At 42.6% G+C, this 14933-nt stretch carries 13 protein-coding genes; 8 read left to right on the top strand and 5 right to left on the bottom strand.

Annotation, left to right across the window (positions count from 1 at the left end; all coding sequences use genetic code 11):
- The first annotated feature begins 128 nt into the window (after window positions 1–128).
- Window positions 129–1640: a class I SAM-dependent methyltransferase gene (locus tag FBQ94_RS09415; RefSeq protein ID WP_007223028.1), complete on the top strand. Its 1512-nt coding sequence runs from the start codon at window positions 129–131 to the stop codon at window positions 1638–1640.
- A 397-nt stretch (window positions 1641–2037) separates the two neighbouring features.
- Here the strand turns inward: FBQ94_RS09415 and FBQ94_RS09420 are convergent, their stop codons facing one another.
- Window positions 2038–3888, bottom strand: coding sequence for a carboxypeptidase-like regulatory domain-containing protein (locus tag FBQ94_RS09420; RefSeq protein ID WP_007223027.1), 1851 nt, complete (start codon window positions 3886–3888; stop codon window positions 2038–2040).
- A gap of 653 nt (window positions 3889–4541) precedes the next feature.
- Here FBQ94_RS09420 and FBQ94_RS09425 point away from each other — a divergent pair.
- From FBQ94_RS09425 to FBQ94_RS09435, 3 genes are all read left to right on the top strand, one after another.
- Window positions 4542–5222, top strand: a complete 681-nt coding sequence (locus FBQ94_RS09425; protein ID WP_007223026.1) for a hypothetical protein — start codon at window positions 4542–4544, stop codon at window positions 5220–5222.
- Window positions 5223–5251: 29 nt separating this feature from the next.
- Window positions 5252–5650: a hypothetical protein gene (locus FBQ94_RS09430; RefSeq protein WP_007223025.1), complete on the top strand. Its 399-nt coding sequence runs from the start codon at window positions 5252–5254 to the stop codon at window positions 5648–5650.
- 287 nt (window positions 5651–5937) lie between these two features.
- A complete protein-coding gene (locus FBQ94_RS09435; protein WP_285442105.1) occupies window positions 5938–7047 on the top strand; it encodes a tellurite resistance/C4-dicarboxylate transporter family protein in 1110 nt (369 codons plus the stop codon).
- A gap of 268 nt (window positions 7048–7315) precedes the next feature.
- Here FBQ94_RS09435 and FBQ94_RS09440 read toward each other — a convergent pair whose 3' ends face one another.
- The 4 genes from FBQ94_RS09440 to purH form a co-directional block, all read right to left on the bottom strand.
- Window positions 7316–8386: a cell envelope integrity TolA family protein gene (locus FBQ94_RS09440; protein ID WP_007223023.1), complete on the bottom strand. Its 1071-nt coding sequence runs from the start codon at window positions 8384–8386 to the stop codon at window positions 7316–7318.
- Window positions 8387–8388: 2 nt separating this feature from the next.
- On the bottom strand, window positions 8389–10158 hold the full coding sequence (locus FBQ94_RS09445) for a DEAD/DEAH box helicase (RefSeq protein WP_083849325.1): 1770 nt from the start codon (window positions 10156–10158) through the stop codon (window positions 8389–8391).
- 101 nt (window positions 10159–10259) lie between these two features.
- The gene (locus FBQ94_RS09450) at window positions 10260–10889 is read right to left on the bottom strand and encodes a phosphoribosylanthranilate isomerase (RefSeq protein ID WP_040544539.1); all 630 of its coding nucleotides are present in this window, start codon (window positions 10887–10889) and stop codon (window positions 10260–10262) included.
- Entirely contained in the window at window positions 10889–12466 is a 1578-nt protein-coding gene (purH, locus tag FBQ94_RS09455) for a bifunctional phosphoribosylaminoimidazolecarboxamide formyltransferase/IMP cyclohydrolase (protein ID WP_007223020.1), read from the bottom strand. The genes FBQ94_RS09450 and purH overlap by 1 nt, the downstream gene beginning before the upstream one ends.
- 370 nt (window positions 12467–12836) lie before the next feature.
- On the opposite strand from purH, the gene FBQ94_RS09460 reads away from it, so the two are divergent.
- From FBQ94_RS09460 to ilvN, 4 genes are all read left to right on the top strand, one after another.
- Entirely contained in the window at window positions 12837–13091 is a 255-nt protein-coding gene (locus tag FBQ94_RS09460) for a glutaredoxin family protein (RefSeq protein WP_040544537.1), read from the top strand.
- Between the two features lie 67 nt (window positions 13092–13158).
- The gene (gene rsxE, locus FBQ94_RS09465; protein WP_007223018.1) at window positions 13159–13794 is read left to right on the top strand and encodes an electron transport complex subunit RsxE; all 636 of its coding nucleotides are present in this window, start codon (window positions 13159–13161) and stop codon (window positions 13792–13794) included.
- Complete coding sequence (locus FBQ94_RS09470) at window positions 13787–14425, top strand: electron transport complex protein RnfA (RefSeq protein WP_007223017.1); 639 nt, start codon at window positions 13787–13789, stop codon at window positions 14423–14425. Before rsxE ends, FBQ94_RS09470 begins: the two co-directional genes overlap by 8 nt.
- A 3-nt stretch (window positions 14426–14428) precedes the next feature.
- Complete coding sequence (gene ilvN / locus FBQ94_RS09475; RefSeq protein ID WP_007223016.1) at window positions 14429–14908, top strand: acetolactate synthase small subunit; 480 nt, start codon at window positions 14429–14431, stop codon at window positions 14906–14908.
- Window positions 14909–14933: the final 25 nt, after the last annotated feature.

Below are 14933 nucleotides of genomic sequence, written 5' to 3' on the forward strand. Positions count from 1 at the left end.
GCGAAAGTGAACAGTTTCGAAGAGCCCGGTGCGGTAGTACCGCACGCTGGGATCTGTGAGGGGGCGGTCGGGTAACTGTCCGTTCTACCTTAATTTATCAGATGCTTACGGTACGGAAGGAAACGATCATGATAAAACCCGAAACTAACAAAACCAAAAACTCGCAAGAAGATTTAACGCTAATTGCAAATATGCTTCAGTGCCCTTTTTGTCTGGCCCGGATTCAAATCCAGGAACAAACGGTCCGGTGCACACAATGTAATAACACTTACCCTGTTTACCAGGGCGTACCGCTTTTTGCCCGCGCTGGATCTGCTGATTCCTGGGGACAAACGCGCGAACAACTTACCAGTGAATCCTACCAACAAAACTACCAGGAAGTGCAGGACGCCCAAGATTACAACCTGAAGTACCAAAAATACTTTTTAAAACGCTTAAGTACCAAACGAGAGTACCGGTTATTAAACCAGCTTCTGTCCCGGCAAGGACATTGCGCGACCATGCTGGATTTGCCTTGCGGGGGAGGAAGGTTAAGCCCGCAATTAGCGCCTTTTACTGATTTACTCATTGAAGCAGATATTGCCGTTGGCCAAATTCTCTATGGAAAAGCAAACTCGCACGTGCCCGCGCGCCGCATCTGGATGACCGCCTCGGCGTTCCATATCCCTTTCCAAAATTCGAGCATCGACGCTATAGTTTGCATTCGGCTTTGCCATCATTTGCCTATGCCTACAGAGCGCGAGCGGTTGCTTGGCGAATTATTGCGGGTTGCACGGAAATTCGTAATCATATCCTTCTTTGATTATCATTCGTTCAAGAATACGTTGCGTCGCATGAGAAGTTGTTTACGCCACAAAAAACCCAAGAACACCATGACCATCCAGCAAATTGGGGAAATAGCCAGAAAAAATGGAGGCGAACTAGTAACGTATCCGTCCTTATCGATTATTGGTTCAAGGCCATCGCTATGCATTGATTGTAAAAAAATGATCCAGGCTGAAATTCAGATTTTCGCTTGTAACTCTTCTGTGAAGTTGGTTGATTCCACGTTGCGATTTTTTTATCCGGAAACATTTTTAAAACAGGAAGACGAAACCTTAATCTGGGAACAAAATATTCAGGACGTAGAAGCTATTATCAAGGTTTATCGCCATCGCAGTTTTCTGGCTCGTTGGAGAGAAAAAACATTTCAATTTCGCGTAGAACGGGAATTAGAAGCTTTGTCCATGCTGTACCAGACGAATATTCCTACTAGCCAGCCGCTGTTTTGGGGATATGGTAATTGCACCCAATTTGGCCGCATTGAAGCCTTAGCAACGCGTAAAATACCTAATACCATTTCGCTCAAAGAGTTTCTACAGAAAGTTGACAAAAAAACAGATCTGCTTAAGCTTGAAATTCTGTTCCAGCATATACGACAAATGCATGAGGTGGGAATCTATCACGGGGCCCTTAGTCCTAGAAATATTCTTGTGACTGCCACTCCTGCAACTCTACCAACTTTTTACATTATTGATATGGCGCAATCGATTCTGTTCTCCAAGTCGATTACGGGGAAGAAATTCGCGTGGCATGATTTACTGCATATTGCAAGGGGGCTAAAGTTTTATTGTAGCATATCGACATTCCTCCTTTGTTAACCCATTACGGGTTTTCAGAAGCGAAAATCGAGGCCTTTATCCAGAGCCTGAACCAGTACAATCCATCCAAACATACACGTAATTATTTGCGCGGCGAGTTTCTCTTCCGCCGTTTGTTGGGGAGGTAACATTGACGGAAGACACCGATTAAATTCCGCACGGACTTTTTCCAGACCTCGTAAGAGTAAGTTTCGATATCCTACATTACATTTCAGATTTATAATTCTTTATCTCTTATGTTTGGCAACTGAATTATGAAGGTCTGACCTGGTCTTGGATTGTGAAACCTGACCTTCATCCCTTGTAGACTCCTGCTTTATCAGAGAGGAGGCGTAGCAATAGTTACGCCTCCTCTTTTCTTGTGAGTTGTCAACGGTATTACCCCACGGCCGGCGCGTTAGCTTTTGCAGAACGCGATATCATCGTAAAGGTTATCCGGTATGCTATCGCCGGTGGTCAGCAGAAGCTGGACCGAGAGCCGTACAATGTAGGCGCAGGGCTGAAGTGAAGCCACTGTCCAGCCGGAGGGTGTTGCTGTGCCGAAGCGTTCCCCTGGTACTGCGGCGGGGAGCGTAAAATTGTAAGGACCACCAGGGCCGCTCATTGTCACGGATACAGAGCCGAGATCGGGATGTGTGGCTGTGAAGAGCACATCAAGGGCGTTGGTGATTTCTACGCACCCATTGGTGATCAACTGCTGAATGTCAAGCAAGCGTACGCCGATGGTTTTCGGAGGGTCGGTGAAGCCAGCCCATGACGGATGGTGTTTCACGTTGTCGTAACCAGTGTTATTGATTGCCACGTGGGGGCAGAACCCGGCTGTGATCTCAGTTGCCGGATTGCCTGCTTGCCGTACCCGCATGCGTAACGAAAAGTGATGATTTGCCGCGAGGGTAGCTCCGTTCGATGTTGAGCTATTCCCGGCAAGGACGCCAGTCATGTCCTTTGTGCCAAAGACGGCAAGCATCGGGGTAATCAGATTGATCATATTCCCGTTGGGTTGAAAATATCCGCCTGGGCTAAAGACGTCGCTCTCCTGGGGTACCTGGATCCACCCATCGGCAGTGACGGAGGCTACCAGTTCATCCGGTCCGGCTACGCCGTTGATAGTGTAATCTTTGGTCTTGATAGGGTTTGGATCCCCTGGAAAATCAGGGGCATATGTCTCGAGATCGCCAATCACCGTGCGGGCGATTTGAAACATCGGAATGGCCATCCAGGGACCAGGACTTCCGCCAGTTGCATCGGTTGTGCGCACCTCGAAACGGTATTCCATCGGCTGGCCGTTGAGTTTCTTAGAGAGGATACCGTTGAGCCGCACGGTGGAATAAAATGCGCGGTTATCTCCTACCGTCAGACCAGTGCCGGGAACGCTGCTGTGTATCTGTGACGCATATTTATAGCCGCCCAATTTTGTGAATACCGGAAGTGGCTCGGTCTGCGGTTCGGGCTGTTCTTCCAGGCAAAGGTTTACACAGAAACACGGGCCAGCGTTTTCCCGGTCGGGGTCACGGCCACGCGATGGCAGTTCTGTAAGCAAGGGGGTACCACTGAGAGTCTCAACTTTGAAATAGAGGTCAGGTCCTCCTACCCACTCTAGTTGAAAAGAGGAAAAGATGGTCTGCTGGAAATCTGAGGCAAGATAATCGATCCGGAATTTGCCGTTGGTGTCTGTGATCGCTGAGCCGAGATTATCGTCCTGAAGCCAATCAACATCGAAGCCGCGTACCCTTACGTTGGGAATCGGCGCACCGGTTGCGCAGTGCGTCACCCGTCCGTAGATTGTCCATGCACCGAAGCGCCCGCGAACCAGACACCAGAAGCGATGCGGAAGGCAGTAATTCCATACAGACACAAAGCCTTTTTCCGTTTGCCGCCAGCGAGGTTGTAAGGTTGTGATTGAAAATTGCAGCGGCGTTGGTATCTGTGAACTCGGTTTAAGCCGTGGCACTGTAGTGCAGTAGACATCAACTTCAAACACTTCACCATTGTAGCGCTCGTTGTCACCCAACTCGAAGGTAAAGTTACCTTCTTCGTCGGTATTGGTTTCGGCGATCAACGCAGATGATTTTTCTTTAACCTGCTCTTCGGTTAAGATGACAAAAGGCTCTTTAGGACTAGTAACAGTTAAGGCTACCACAGTTTGCACATTACGGCTGCGGTAGAGCCGCACAGTTACATTCGCAAGCGGTTCTGGATATTCAGGGCAAATCAACCCGCAAAGCTTCCCGCGAAAGATATAAGCCATTATTATTCCTCCTTTCAAAATATTGTTGGTATTAATGCCTTAAGAGTTTCTCTTCTTTTTATAAGCAATAGATGGCTGTTCCTCCTTTCAAAACTATTGTGGGGGGAGTGTCTATATACATCAAGCGAAGAACTGATGTAAGTGAAAGCAGCAGGACTTTGTCTCTTTCCAGAGGAGAAATAAACAGACTCTCACGTTTCTTGATACTCATAAGCGCTGTTCTCCTTACACCTATATTCAGAGCTGTTTCGCGGTAAGCAGGCATAGGAAGTAAGAGAAACGATGAGAAGGTGTTTGGTAGGCCAGAGACCTTATCATCATTCTCTATTGCATGTCCGATGGTGACAGTTCTTGATACGTCACTTAGTATAGGTTATACCACTTAACTCTTGTTTGTCAATTTTTATCTTTTCAATAAAGGAATGTCCGAACTATTGATAAGGAAAAGTATAATAAAATCGAACAATGACCATAATCCCTGATGATTCTGCTTAACACTCGTTATGTCATAAAATAACATATTGACAATTAATAAAATAAAGATAAAAATAAATCTTAATTATGTTATTTGCAGGGCGTATTACTATACGCTTCTACATGGATTTTGCATTTTATTTTGATTAATTACGATACCAGGTAGAGGACTATGTACCATGAGTGAGTATCAATATTATGAATTTCGCACAATTGACCGTCCTCTAACAAAAAGCCAGAAGTCGGAGATTTCTGCCCTTTCTAGCCGGGTACGGGTAACCTCGCACTCAGCCTCTTTTGTCTATAGCTACGGAGATTTCCGGGGAGACCCTGAACAACTCATGAGGGACTATTTTGATGCCATGTTATACATGGCCAATTGGGGTGCAAGGCGTTTGATGTTCCGTATAACTCAAACCCTGATTGATATGAAAAAAGTCGGACGATATTGTATTTCTGATGAAATCAATAAAGTAGTGGCGAAAGAGTATGTAATTTTGGATCTGAACTTTCACGATGAAGAGCTTGCCGAATGGACTGAAGGTGAGGGGTGGTTAGACGAACTTGTCGGATTGAGAGAGGAACTGCTTCAGGGAGATTTCCGGATGCTCTATCTGGCATGGCTGAAAGCCGCAGAAAATGCGTTGGGGCTTGAAGATGTTGATGGGGATACTTTGGAGCCTCCTGTTCCAACAGGATTAAACAAACTCTCTGATGCCTTAAAGAGCTTTGTCAGGTTTTTTGGAATTGACGAAGCGATGCTTGCGGTAGCGGCCCAAAGGAGTGAGGATCGCAAGCAAGACCTCTGCAACTCGAAAAATTATCAACAAAAGAACAACATGAGTTTCTCATACGCTTAAGTCGGGGAGAGCCTAATCTGTCGGTACTTTTGAACAGACGCCTTCATGAGTTAGCCAATAAGGTGCAGTCTCCCAAGAAGAATGTAGATTCAGGGCAAAGGACGATTGCCGAATTGATTCAAGCTGTGGAGGAATGGCGAGACCGTAAACAAAAGAACAAACAACGTAAAGCGGAACTTGTGAGAAAACGTTGGCTAGAGGAGTTAGGAGGAAAAGAAAATGAAATGTGGCAACAGGTAGAGTCTTTGATCGAAGAAAAGAAGCCCAAATCATATGATAGCGCCCTTGCTCTGTTAAAAGATTTGCGGGAACTTGCGGAATACCGGGGAAAGCTGGAAGAATTTAAACAGCGAGTTGCAGAAATTCAACAGACGTATTCAAACCGACCGGCTTTACGGGATCGGATACGTCATGCTAAGTTGATTTAAAAAGCATATACGCTGCTCCTCTGCCGCTAGTTGCGTACGGGTTTATGTTTGAAACCTGAATTCTTAATTTTGATTGCGAAAAGTTTCCTTAAGAATGTATTATCTTATTCTCACATGATCGGCTACAAACCCTATTAATAAAATTATAGTTAAATCAACACTCTAACTGTAGGGTTCAAGTTGCAAACTTGAACCCGCGAAGGATTAGTTTGATATTTATGACACCTATTAAAGATAAAGATATTTTACTCGTTATTTCATAATGATCTTACCGGCAGACTATGACAATGTCTCTAAAACCTGAAAATTATCCGAAGTTCGATTATTTACCTCTCCTGAACGGTTTGAAAGAGACAGTAAAGGGGTTGGTCCCGGCCTATTTTGCAATGGTCATGGCTACGGGTATTGTTTCCATCGCAGCCCATTTGTTAGGGATGTCGTTTATCGCTGTTGCGCTGTTCTGGCTGAACATTGGTGTTTACCTGGTCTTATGGTTTCTCAATGTGCTGCGGATTATTTGGTTTTCGAGCCAGTTCTTTAGCGACATGGTTGACCACAAACGTGGTCCGGGTTTCTTCACGTTTGTTGCCGGGTCCTGTGTTCTTGGCAGTCAATTTGTGCTGATCTCAGGAAGTTATCGGGTAGCAATATTTTTATGGGTCATGGGAATCATTCTTTGGCTATGTCTGACTTACACCATTTTCACCGCCTTTACCATTAAGGAGAATAAACCTTCTCTGGGTGAGGGCATTACCGGTGCGTGGTTACTTGCTGTCGTCTCTACCCAATCGATCGCTGCCCTGAGCGCCCTTATAGCCTCTCATTGGAAACAGCCTTACAAGCTTGAAGTAAACTTCTTCGCCCTCTCCATGTGGTTGTGGGGCGGTATGCTTTATATTTGGATGATTTCCCTTATTTTCTACCGTTATACGTTCTTTAAGTTTTCCCCCGGTGACCTGACGCCGCCTTACTGGATCAACATGGGGGCAATGGCCATCTCTACTCTCGCCGGCTCTCTCCTCATTGCCAACTCGCCTGATGCTCCTTTCCTTCGGTCGTTACTCCCTTTTCTGAAGGGTTTTACCATATTTTATTGGGCGACCGGTACGTGGTGGATTCCCATGCTTATTATTCTGGCCATGTGGAGGTATGTCTACAAGCGATTCCCGTTGAAGTACGATCCTCTCTATTGGGGAGCGATCTTCCCTCTGGGTATGTATACTGCTTGTACATTCCAGATGGCCCGGGCGATGGACCTGGAATTTCTGTATGTAATTCCGCGCTGTTTTGTATACATAGCGTTATTGACCTGGCTGGCCGCATTCTCCGGACTGGTTTATATCCTGATGAGCCATCTGATTGTCTTTGTAAACAAGCGAGGCCGTTCGAAATCTTAAATAAATCGTATGATTCTACAATCATTTCACCCCTATCGGAGTTATTTATTCGTGATTGTTCATTGTCTATAATCATATCAGCCCTTTGGGCTTGGATTATTGTGATCAACGATTGATTAGCGTATTCGGTTTCATCGTAGAGATTGCAAGATTTTGCGTCTCTACTTATTTTCCTGCTCAATCCCGTAGGGATGTCATGATTATATTATAGGAAAAAACAGAAAAAGGCCGTTAAACCCCGAAGGGGTGATATGGGAAACTGGTATATTTATTTTTTTTGGATTGTAGGTGCCTTATGAAGGCATACCTGGCATTGTATGCCAGAACGAAGCACGGTGAGTTGATAGGTGTGACCTTTACATGCCGGGCAATTCAAGGGTTCGAATCGGGTAAAAAGCGGATTCCATAGGATATCAAATTCCATTGCTTGTGATGAAAATGGTACAGATATATTTGAGACATAACAGGGGTAGTTTGTAACCAGTACAGAAACAAGCGATAAATGCGCGTCCATTTTGTATCGAAGCTCAATGTCGCTTAAGGCAGCCTGTTTTTGGAGTTGGATTGCTTTTTGTTTTGTCTGAATCTCTTCAACTGCTTTTTTATCGTGCGCCTTTTTCATCAAAAGTTCTTCTGCCTCCTGAAAGAGTGTTTCATAGTATTTTGTAATACGCTCTGCTTCTTTATTTCTCAAATTAACCACTTCCTGTTTTTTTCGTGCAATTAGACTTGTTAATCTCTGCTGTATGTTATCTATAGCAATTTGGTAGCATTCAGGTGGAGTATGCGCCCGATAATCGGGGGTGTCTTCCTCATAGTGCTCATAATGGTGAAATTTGTCTATCAATTCGATAAAATTTTTGAGCACTTTCAGGGAACGGGCGTCAACGGAGACCGTATATAAGCTTTCTTCGATAATGTCCGTTGTGATACGTATCTGAAAAGTAAATGACAACACCTTGAGGTTATAAGGCTGAAAAGGAGACCTCTGTGGTTCTATTTTCTTTACGCCTTCCTTTTTGTGCTCCATGAAGCTGAACATCTTTATTGCATCCGATTGAATGAGTTTCATGATTGGCAACGATCCCAATACGTAAGTCGAACAAATTCTTCCTTTTGTAGTTGCATCATGTATAATTGTCTCAAAAAAATCGCTTCCGGGCAGGAACAATTCTGTATGGGGATTCTCTTTTGCGGCCTCTAATTCAAGGGTTACTGTTTTTAAGGTATGCTGAGGGCCGTAAAGGATTGTATAGGTTCCTTCACTGCTTTGTTCTGCTATTCCTCCGCTTGCTTCTACGAAATCGATAAGGAAGTTTTCAAATAATGATGTGCTCATTTTCATTCCTCTTCTGGTTGAGATTCTTCAGCAACTGCGGTAGTGAATTGGTTGCCGAATATTTTGTCTTCCGTATCTTTCAGGGTAAAATATTTCTGTTTTGCGGCGAGCAGGTTTTCCCCTAACGTATTTATCTCATTTTCAAACTGTGCCATGTTTGCAGATTTTGTCCATGCATCGATAATCAGATCCTCGAATTCTGTCTCTTCATCTAATTTGCCAAGAATAACATCGACCTCTCCAATGACCAATTCGAACATATTGATCTTTGCATCGAGGAGGTACAGGATATAATCTTCAATGGTGCCCTTTGTAGACAGATTTAAAATATGCACATCCTTTTCCTGCCCAATACGTGAAATCCTCCCAATACGCTGCTCTATTCTCATAGGATTCCACGGAAGATCGAAATTGATAATATTGTTACAGAACTGAAGGTTTCTCCCTTCACTTCCTACGTCGGTTGCGATGAGTACTTTTGTTTTTCTTTGAAAATCCTTAATTGATGATTCTTTTTCGATCCTGGTCATTCCACCATGAAGCGGGGAGTAGGGGATATCACATTTTTTTAATGTTTCGGTTATCAGGGCATGGGATGGTCTGAACTTGGTAAAGACAATTACTTTGTCAGTAAGTTTGTTGATCACCTCGATCAATGTCCTTAGTTTTTCAGGGAAGGTTATGCTGTTGCATTGTTCAATTAATTCTTTAAGCGTTATGCTATCTGAGAGTTTATCCATAAGACTTTCAAGGGTAGAGCCGGCTGCAGCAGGAACGCTCCCAATCTCTTCCTGTAAAATTCTTAACGTCATCTTTATCTGCTGCGGGGAACCCTTGTACTGGTTCTTTACCAGATTGGATACGGATTCATAGAATATCTTTTCCGGTTCGCTCATATGGATTTGAATGGTACGCGCATGCCGTTTTGTAAATTTAACATCGCTGGTAGCGCGTCTATTCCGGATAATAAGTTCACTCAGTAGTGTTCTCAGTGATTCGTAATTTTTAGGGGTCAGGCGGTCACCGGATGATACATAGTTCCTTTTAAAGGATTTCAATGTGCCCAGTTCACCAGGGTATACTAAGGTAACGAGGTTAAAAAGCTCTTCGAGGTTATTGTGGACGGGTGTTGCAGTTAATAAAAAGATGTATTTTTTCCTGAGGGAATTGAGAAATTTCCATCCTACGGTGTTTGCGTTTTTCAGATGGTGTGCCTCGTCTACAATAATAAGATCAAAATTTTGTTGCGAAATTGCATTGCTATGAGGCATCTTTTTGGCGGTGTGGATGGATGCGATAATACGATCAAATTCTCCCCATGCATCGGTTCTACAGTCTTTAAACCTTTTATCATCAGAGGTGATAAATTCGAGATTGAATTTAAAAAATGTCTCTTCTTTCCATTGTTCTATCAAAGACGGTGGAACTAAAATGAGGACTCGTTTAACAAGCCCTCGTGTAATAAGTTCCATCATAGCAAGGCACGCCTCGATAGTCTTGCCCAGTCCTACTTCGTCGCAAAGCATCCCTCTGCCCCGAAACCTGCTGAGGAGTTTTTTTACAGAATTTACCTGGTGATCGAATGGGATAATTCCCCGGGCAAGGTTCAGTGAGAATAAGGTGTCAAAGGCAGGATGGAGTGCTAATGTGTGCGCTTCATAATTGAGTTTGAACAACCGGTACGATTCATAACGTGAATCAGGAGTGAGTTCTTTAATATCAATGCTGTTGATGAAAGGGACGGGCATGCCCGCAACGTTGAATACTTCCATAGGAAACACAAAAAAATTTATTAAAATTGTTACTCTTCAAAAATTATATGGATACATAATCCCCCTTGATCCCCCTTTGAAAGGGGGGAAATGTGTACGTATTATAGTTTAAGATACGTTGATTCTTCCTTTGCATTTTTCATGAAACGTCTTATGAATGTCTTATCTTTCTTGCCTGGTGACAATTCTACACCTGACGATACATCCACTGCATACGGTCTCGCCGTATGGATAGCTTCTTTAACATTTTCGGGTGTTAAACCACCTGATAGAATAATAGTCCCGTATTTATGCGCCTGTTTGGCAATTTCCCATTTGAATGAGACTCCGGTTCCGCCCATGGTTCCTTTTACATAACTATCCAATAAAAAGGCATGAGGTTGGTAAATTGCCATAGGTTTTAAGTCATCATCATCTCTAATCCGAAAGGCTTTTATAATGACATAGGTATCCAGATCTTTCAGATACGAGGGGGGTTCATTGCCATGAAGCTGAACGGTGCGTATATTGCAAAATTCACATATCTCTTTAATACTAGTTACCTGTTCATCAACAAAAACTCCCACAGCAGAGACAAAGGGCGGCAGGTTTTTAATAATGTCTCTGGCCTGATCCTTCGTTATCTGACGGGGGCTTTTTGCAAAGACAAATCCCAGCGCATCTGCGCCCAGCTCGACAGCATTTTGCGCATCTTCACTATTCGTAATTCCACAAATTTTAACCCTCATAATTAGTGCCTGAAATGCCGTTGACCGGTAAATACCATGGCAATTCCATGTTCATCCGCTGCTGCGATTGATTCGTCGTCTTTCGTAGATCCTCCCGGTTGAATGATTGCAATTATACCAGCCTTCGCAGCCGCATCCACATTATCCCTGAAGGGGAAAAAGGCATCCGAAGCCATTACAGCTCCTTTCACCCTTTCGCCTGCCTTTTTCATAGCAATTTCCGTGGAATCAATACGGCTCATTTGACCGGCGCCGACACCTATTACCGCCTCATTTTTTGCCAGTACAATACTGTTAGATTTTACATGTTTACAAACGATAAAGGCAAATCGAAGATCAGCCATTTCTTTTTCGGATGGCTTTTTCCTGGTAACAATCTTAAGGGCTGTAGAATCATATATGGTTAAATCCCTGCTCTGCAAAAGCATTCCTCCTATTACCCTCTTCATATCGCAGGCATGAGGGTCTATCGATTTTGCCAATAATTCACCTGTCTTTAAAATTCTTAAATTGCTTCCCCATTTCCGTTTTGTTGTGAGTATTTCTATAGCCTCTTGCTCGTAATCTGGTGCAATAATTGCTTCTACAAAATGGCCCGGCTCTGTGATAGCTTCAGCAGTTTTACTGTCTACGATCTTGTTTAACCCCAGAATACAACCGAATGCAGATACAGGATCGCCACGGTATGCGTTTATAAATGCCTCGGCTAAAGTATCTGCCGATGCGGAACCACAAGGGTTCGTATGTTTTATTACAATAGCAGAAGGCCGCTCAAATTCTTTTACCAGTTCCAGGGCTGCATTGAGATCTATGATATTATTATAGGAAAGTTCCTTCCCATATAATTGCTGAGCGTTGGAGATACAAGGTTCCTGAACATTTTCTTCAATATAAAATGAGGCTGTTTGATGCGGGTTCTCACCATAACGCAGGGCTTGCCGCTTTATATAGTCGAGTGAGAGGGCTGTTGGATAGCCTCCCTTTTCCTCACCCAGACTATCAAAATAGTTAGCTATAATTCTATCATAGCGGCCTGTTGTCCTGAATGCTTCAATAGCCAGTTCTAAACGCATCTTTTCTGAAATATCGTTATGATTTGCCTTCAGTTCTTCAATAAGAAAATTATAGCGCTTAGGGTTAACAACGACAATTACCTGCTTGTAATTTTTAGAGGCAGACCGAATCATAGAAGGACCTCCGATATCGATATTTTCAATTGCCTCCTCCATACTTACGTCTTTTTTGGCAATTGTTTTCTCGAAAGGATAAAGATTGACTACAACCATATCGATGGGTTTGATTTCCAGTTCTCTCATTTGCCTTTTGTGAATTTCGTTGTCTCTTAACGCTAATAATCCACCATGCACCCTTGGATGTAATGTTTTTACACGTCCGTCCATGATTTCAGGGAAGCCTGTATATTCAGATATTTCTATTACACGGATGCCGTTCTCTTTCAGTAATTTGGACGTACCGCCAGTTGAAACAATCTCGATACCCAAATGTTGTAATTCCTTAGCAAACTCTACAATGCCTGTTTTATCCGAGACACTAATGAGTGCCCTTTCTACTCTTGTCATCTTTTCTCCTCATTTTATTGGTAGATAAACTTATGCAAATACCAGCTTTAATAAGCTTTTTCTCCGTCTTTTTTGTAGTTTGTTTTTCTGTTCTGTGATTTTAGCAGAATAGAAAAATCAAGTCAAAAGAATAACTCTGGCTGTATACTACTGGATACTAATAGGATAAATACTATCGTAATTTATCTCGTAGGTATTTTTTTTCGTTGACTGTTATTATCTTTTTTGTTTGAATCTTTTCTCTATACAGAATTTTTAAATTTATAATTGTACGGGGATTCTAACAATAACGATAGAGCTACCAGCATACCTTTTGGTATTATGAAAAAGGTAAGATTCCCGAAGGCCTTATTTCCTTGGGAGAAATAATATGACTAAGAATAAATTTAAGGTGTTTTGTACTCCCTTTTGTCCAAAGTGCAATCAATTGTTAGCTTATCTAAACAAGAAAAAAGCGGATTACGTTTCTTATGATATTGATAAAGATGATACTGCAAGAAGAGAAGTAATAAAAATTGTAGGAACCGATGATATTGAATCGCTCGACAAATTGCCTATTGTGGTTATTGGTGATAAAGTATTATTCGGTTTTGATGAGAAAGAAATTGGCAAATATCTCCACTAAAATTTATCCTTGACTTTTATCTATAAAACATTTAGCCTTTTGAAGATTTTTGGAATTATAGATTGATATGGCAGAAGAAAATAATCTGAAAGAATTTACGAAGGGATTTTTTCAATACAATCCCATGTTTGTGCTGGTATTGGGACTTTGTCCCAGCCTTGCGGTTACAACATCGGTAAAAAACGGACTTGCAATGGGAGGGGCTGCGACCTTTGTACTTGTTTGCTCGAACTATATTATTTCTCTTGTCCGGTCGTTTATTCCACGCGAAATTCGTATCCCCTGTTTTATTGTTATTATTGCTGCCTTTGTAACTATGGTGGAATTGCTTATGAAGGCGTATCTGCCGCCCGAGCTGAATGCATCACTCGGTATATTTATACCGCTTATTGTTGTTAACTGTATTATCATGTATCGTGCAGAGTCCTTTGCATATAAAAACAAACCGTTCGTTTCTGTTTTGGATGGAGCTGGTTTGGGTTTAGGGTGGACACTCTCGCTCTGCATTGTCTCATCCATACGTGAAATTTCAGGGGCCGGGACGCTTTTTGGCCTAAAAGTATCCGAGTCATATAATCCTGCCTCAGTTATGATTATGGCTCCAGGGGCGTTTATTGTATTGGGATTGTTATTGGGCTTTTTTAACTGGAGAAAGCTTAAAAAAAGTGAAAAAGCCATGATGGAATATATGAAAAATGATTAAGGAAATTGCATTCATTATTGTAAGTGTCGTTTTTGTCAATAACTTTGTTCTGGCAAAGTTTCTGGGGCTCTGTCCATTCCTTGGTGTTTCTCAAAAAACATCATCTGCTATGGGAATGGGTGTGGCGGTCACATTTGTCATGACTCTTTCTTCTGCGATTACATGGATTGTATATAACTATATCCTTCTGCCAGGCGATGCAAATATTATCGCAACCATCTTTCCCTCTGTCCGGGAAACTGGTCTTATCGAGGTATTGAAGACTATTAGTTATATTCTTGTTATCGCAACATTGGTGCAATTAGTTGAGATGCTGCTCAGAAAGATGGTGCCGGCTCTCTATGAGAGTCTTGGTATATATCTACCATTGATCACTACCAACTGCGCAGTATTAGGAGTTGCGCTTTTAAATACGACTGATTCTCCAAAACATTTGGGATTTTTAGAGGCTACGATACAGGGATTTGGAGCAGGGATTGGTTTTACAGTAGCTATGCTTTTGATGTCAGGGATTCGGGAGCGTTTAGCTTTGGTCAATATACCTCAGCCCTTGCGAGGTATTCCCATTGCCTTTATTTGTACTGGCCTTATGGCTCTGGCTTTTTTAGGATTTTCAGGGATGGTTCAATAACATATGCGGCACGTTATCTCTATTTTAGTAGAAAACAAGGTTGGCATTTTAGCTCGTATTACTGGTCTTATTAGCGGAAGAGGATTTAATATTGATAGTCTTGCTGTTGGAGAGACAGAAAATCCTGCGTTTTCGCGAATTACCATTGTAGTGAGAGGTGACGATGCCATTTTGGAACAAGTAAGAAAACAGATAGGAAAGATTATCGATGTGGTTAAGGTAATCGATTTTACTACCGAGGAATTTATTGAGCGGGATTTAATGCTGCTAAAAGTGAACAGCCCTCTTGGAAAACGTGGGGAAATTATTGAAATAGTAACTATCTTCAGAGGAAAGATTGTGGATGTAGGTCAGAAGGACCTTGTCATTGAGATTGCTGGTACAGAGGATAAACTTGAGGCGATGCTAAGCTTATTGAGACCGTATGGAATTAAAGAGTTAGTACGGACAGGGAGTATTGCTATTGCACGCGGTACAAAATAACGAGAGAGAACAAAAAAGGAAGAGA

The organism is Candidatus Jettenia sp. AMX1 (assembly GCF_030263775.1).
GTDB lineage: Bacteria > Planctomycetota > Brocadiia > Brocadiales > Brocadiaceae > Jettenia > Jettenia caeni.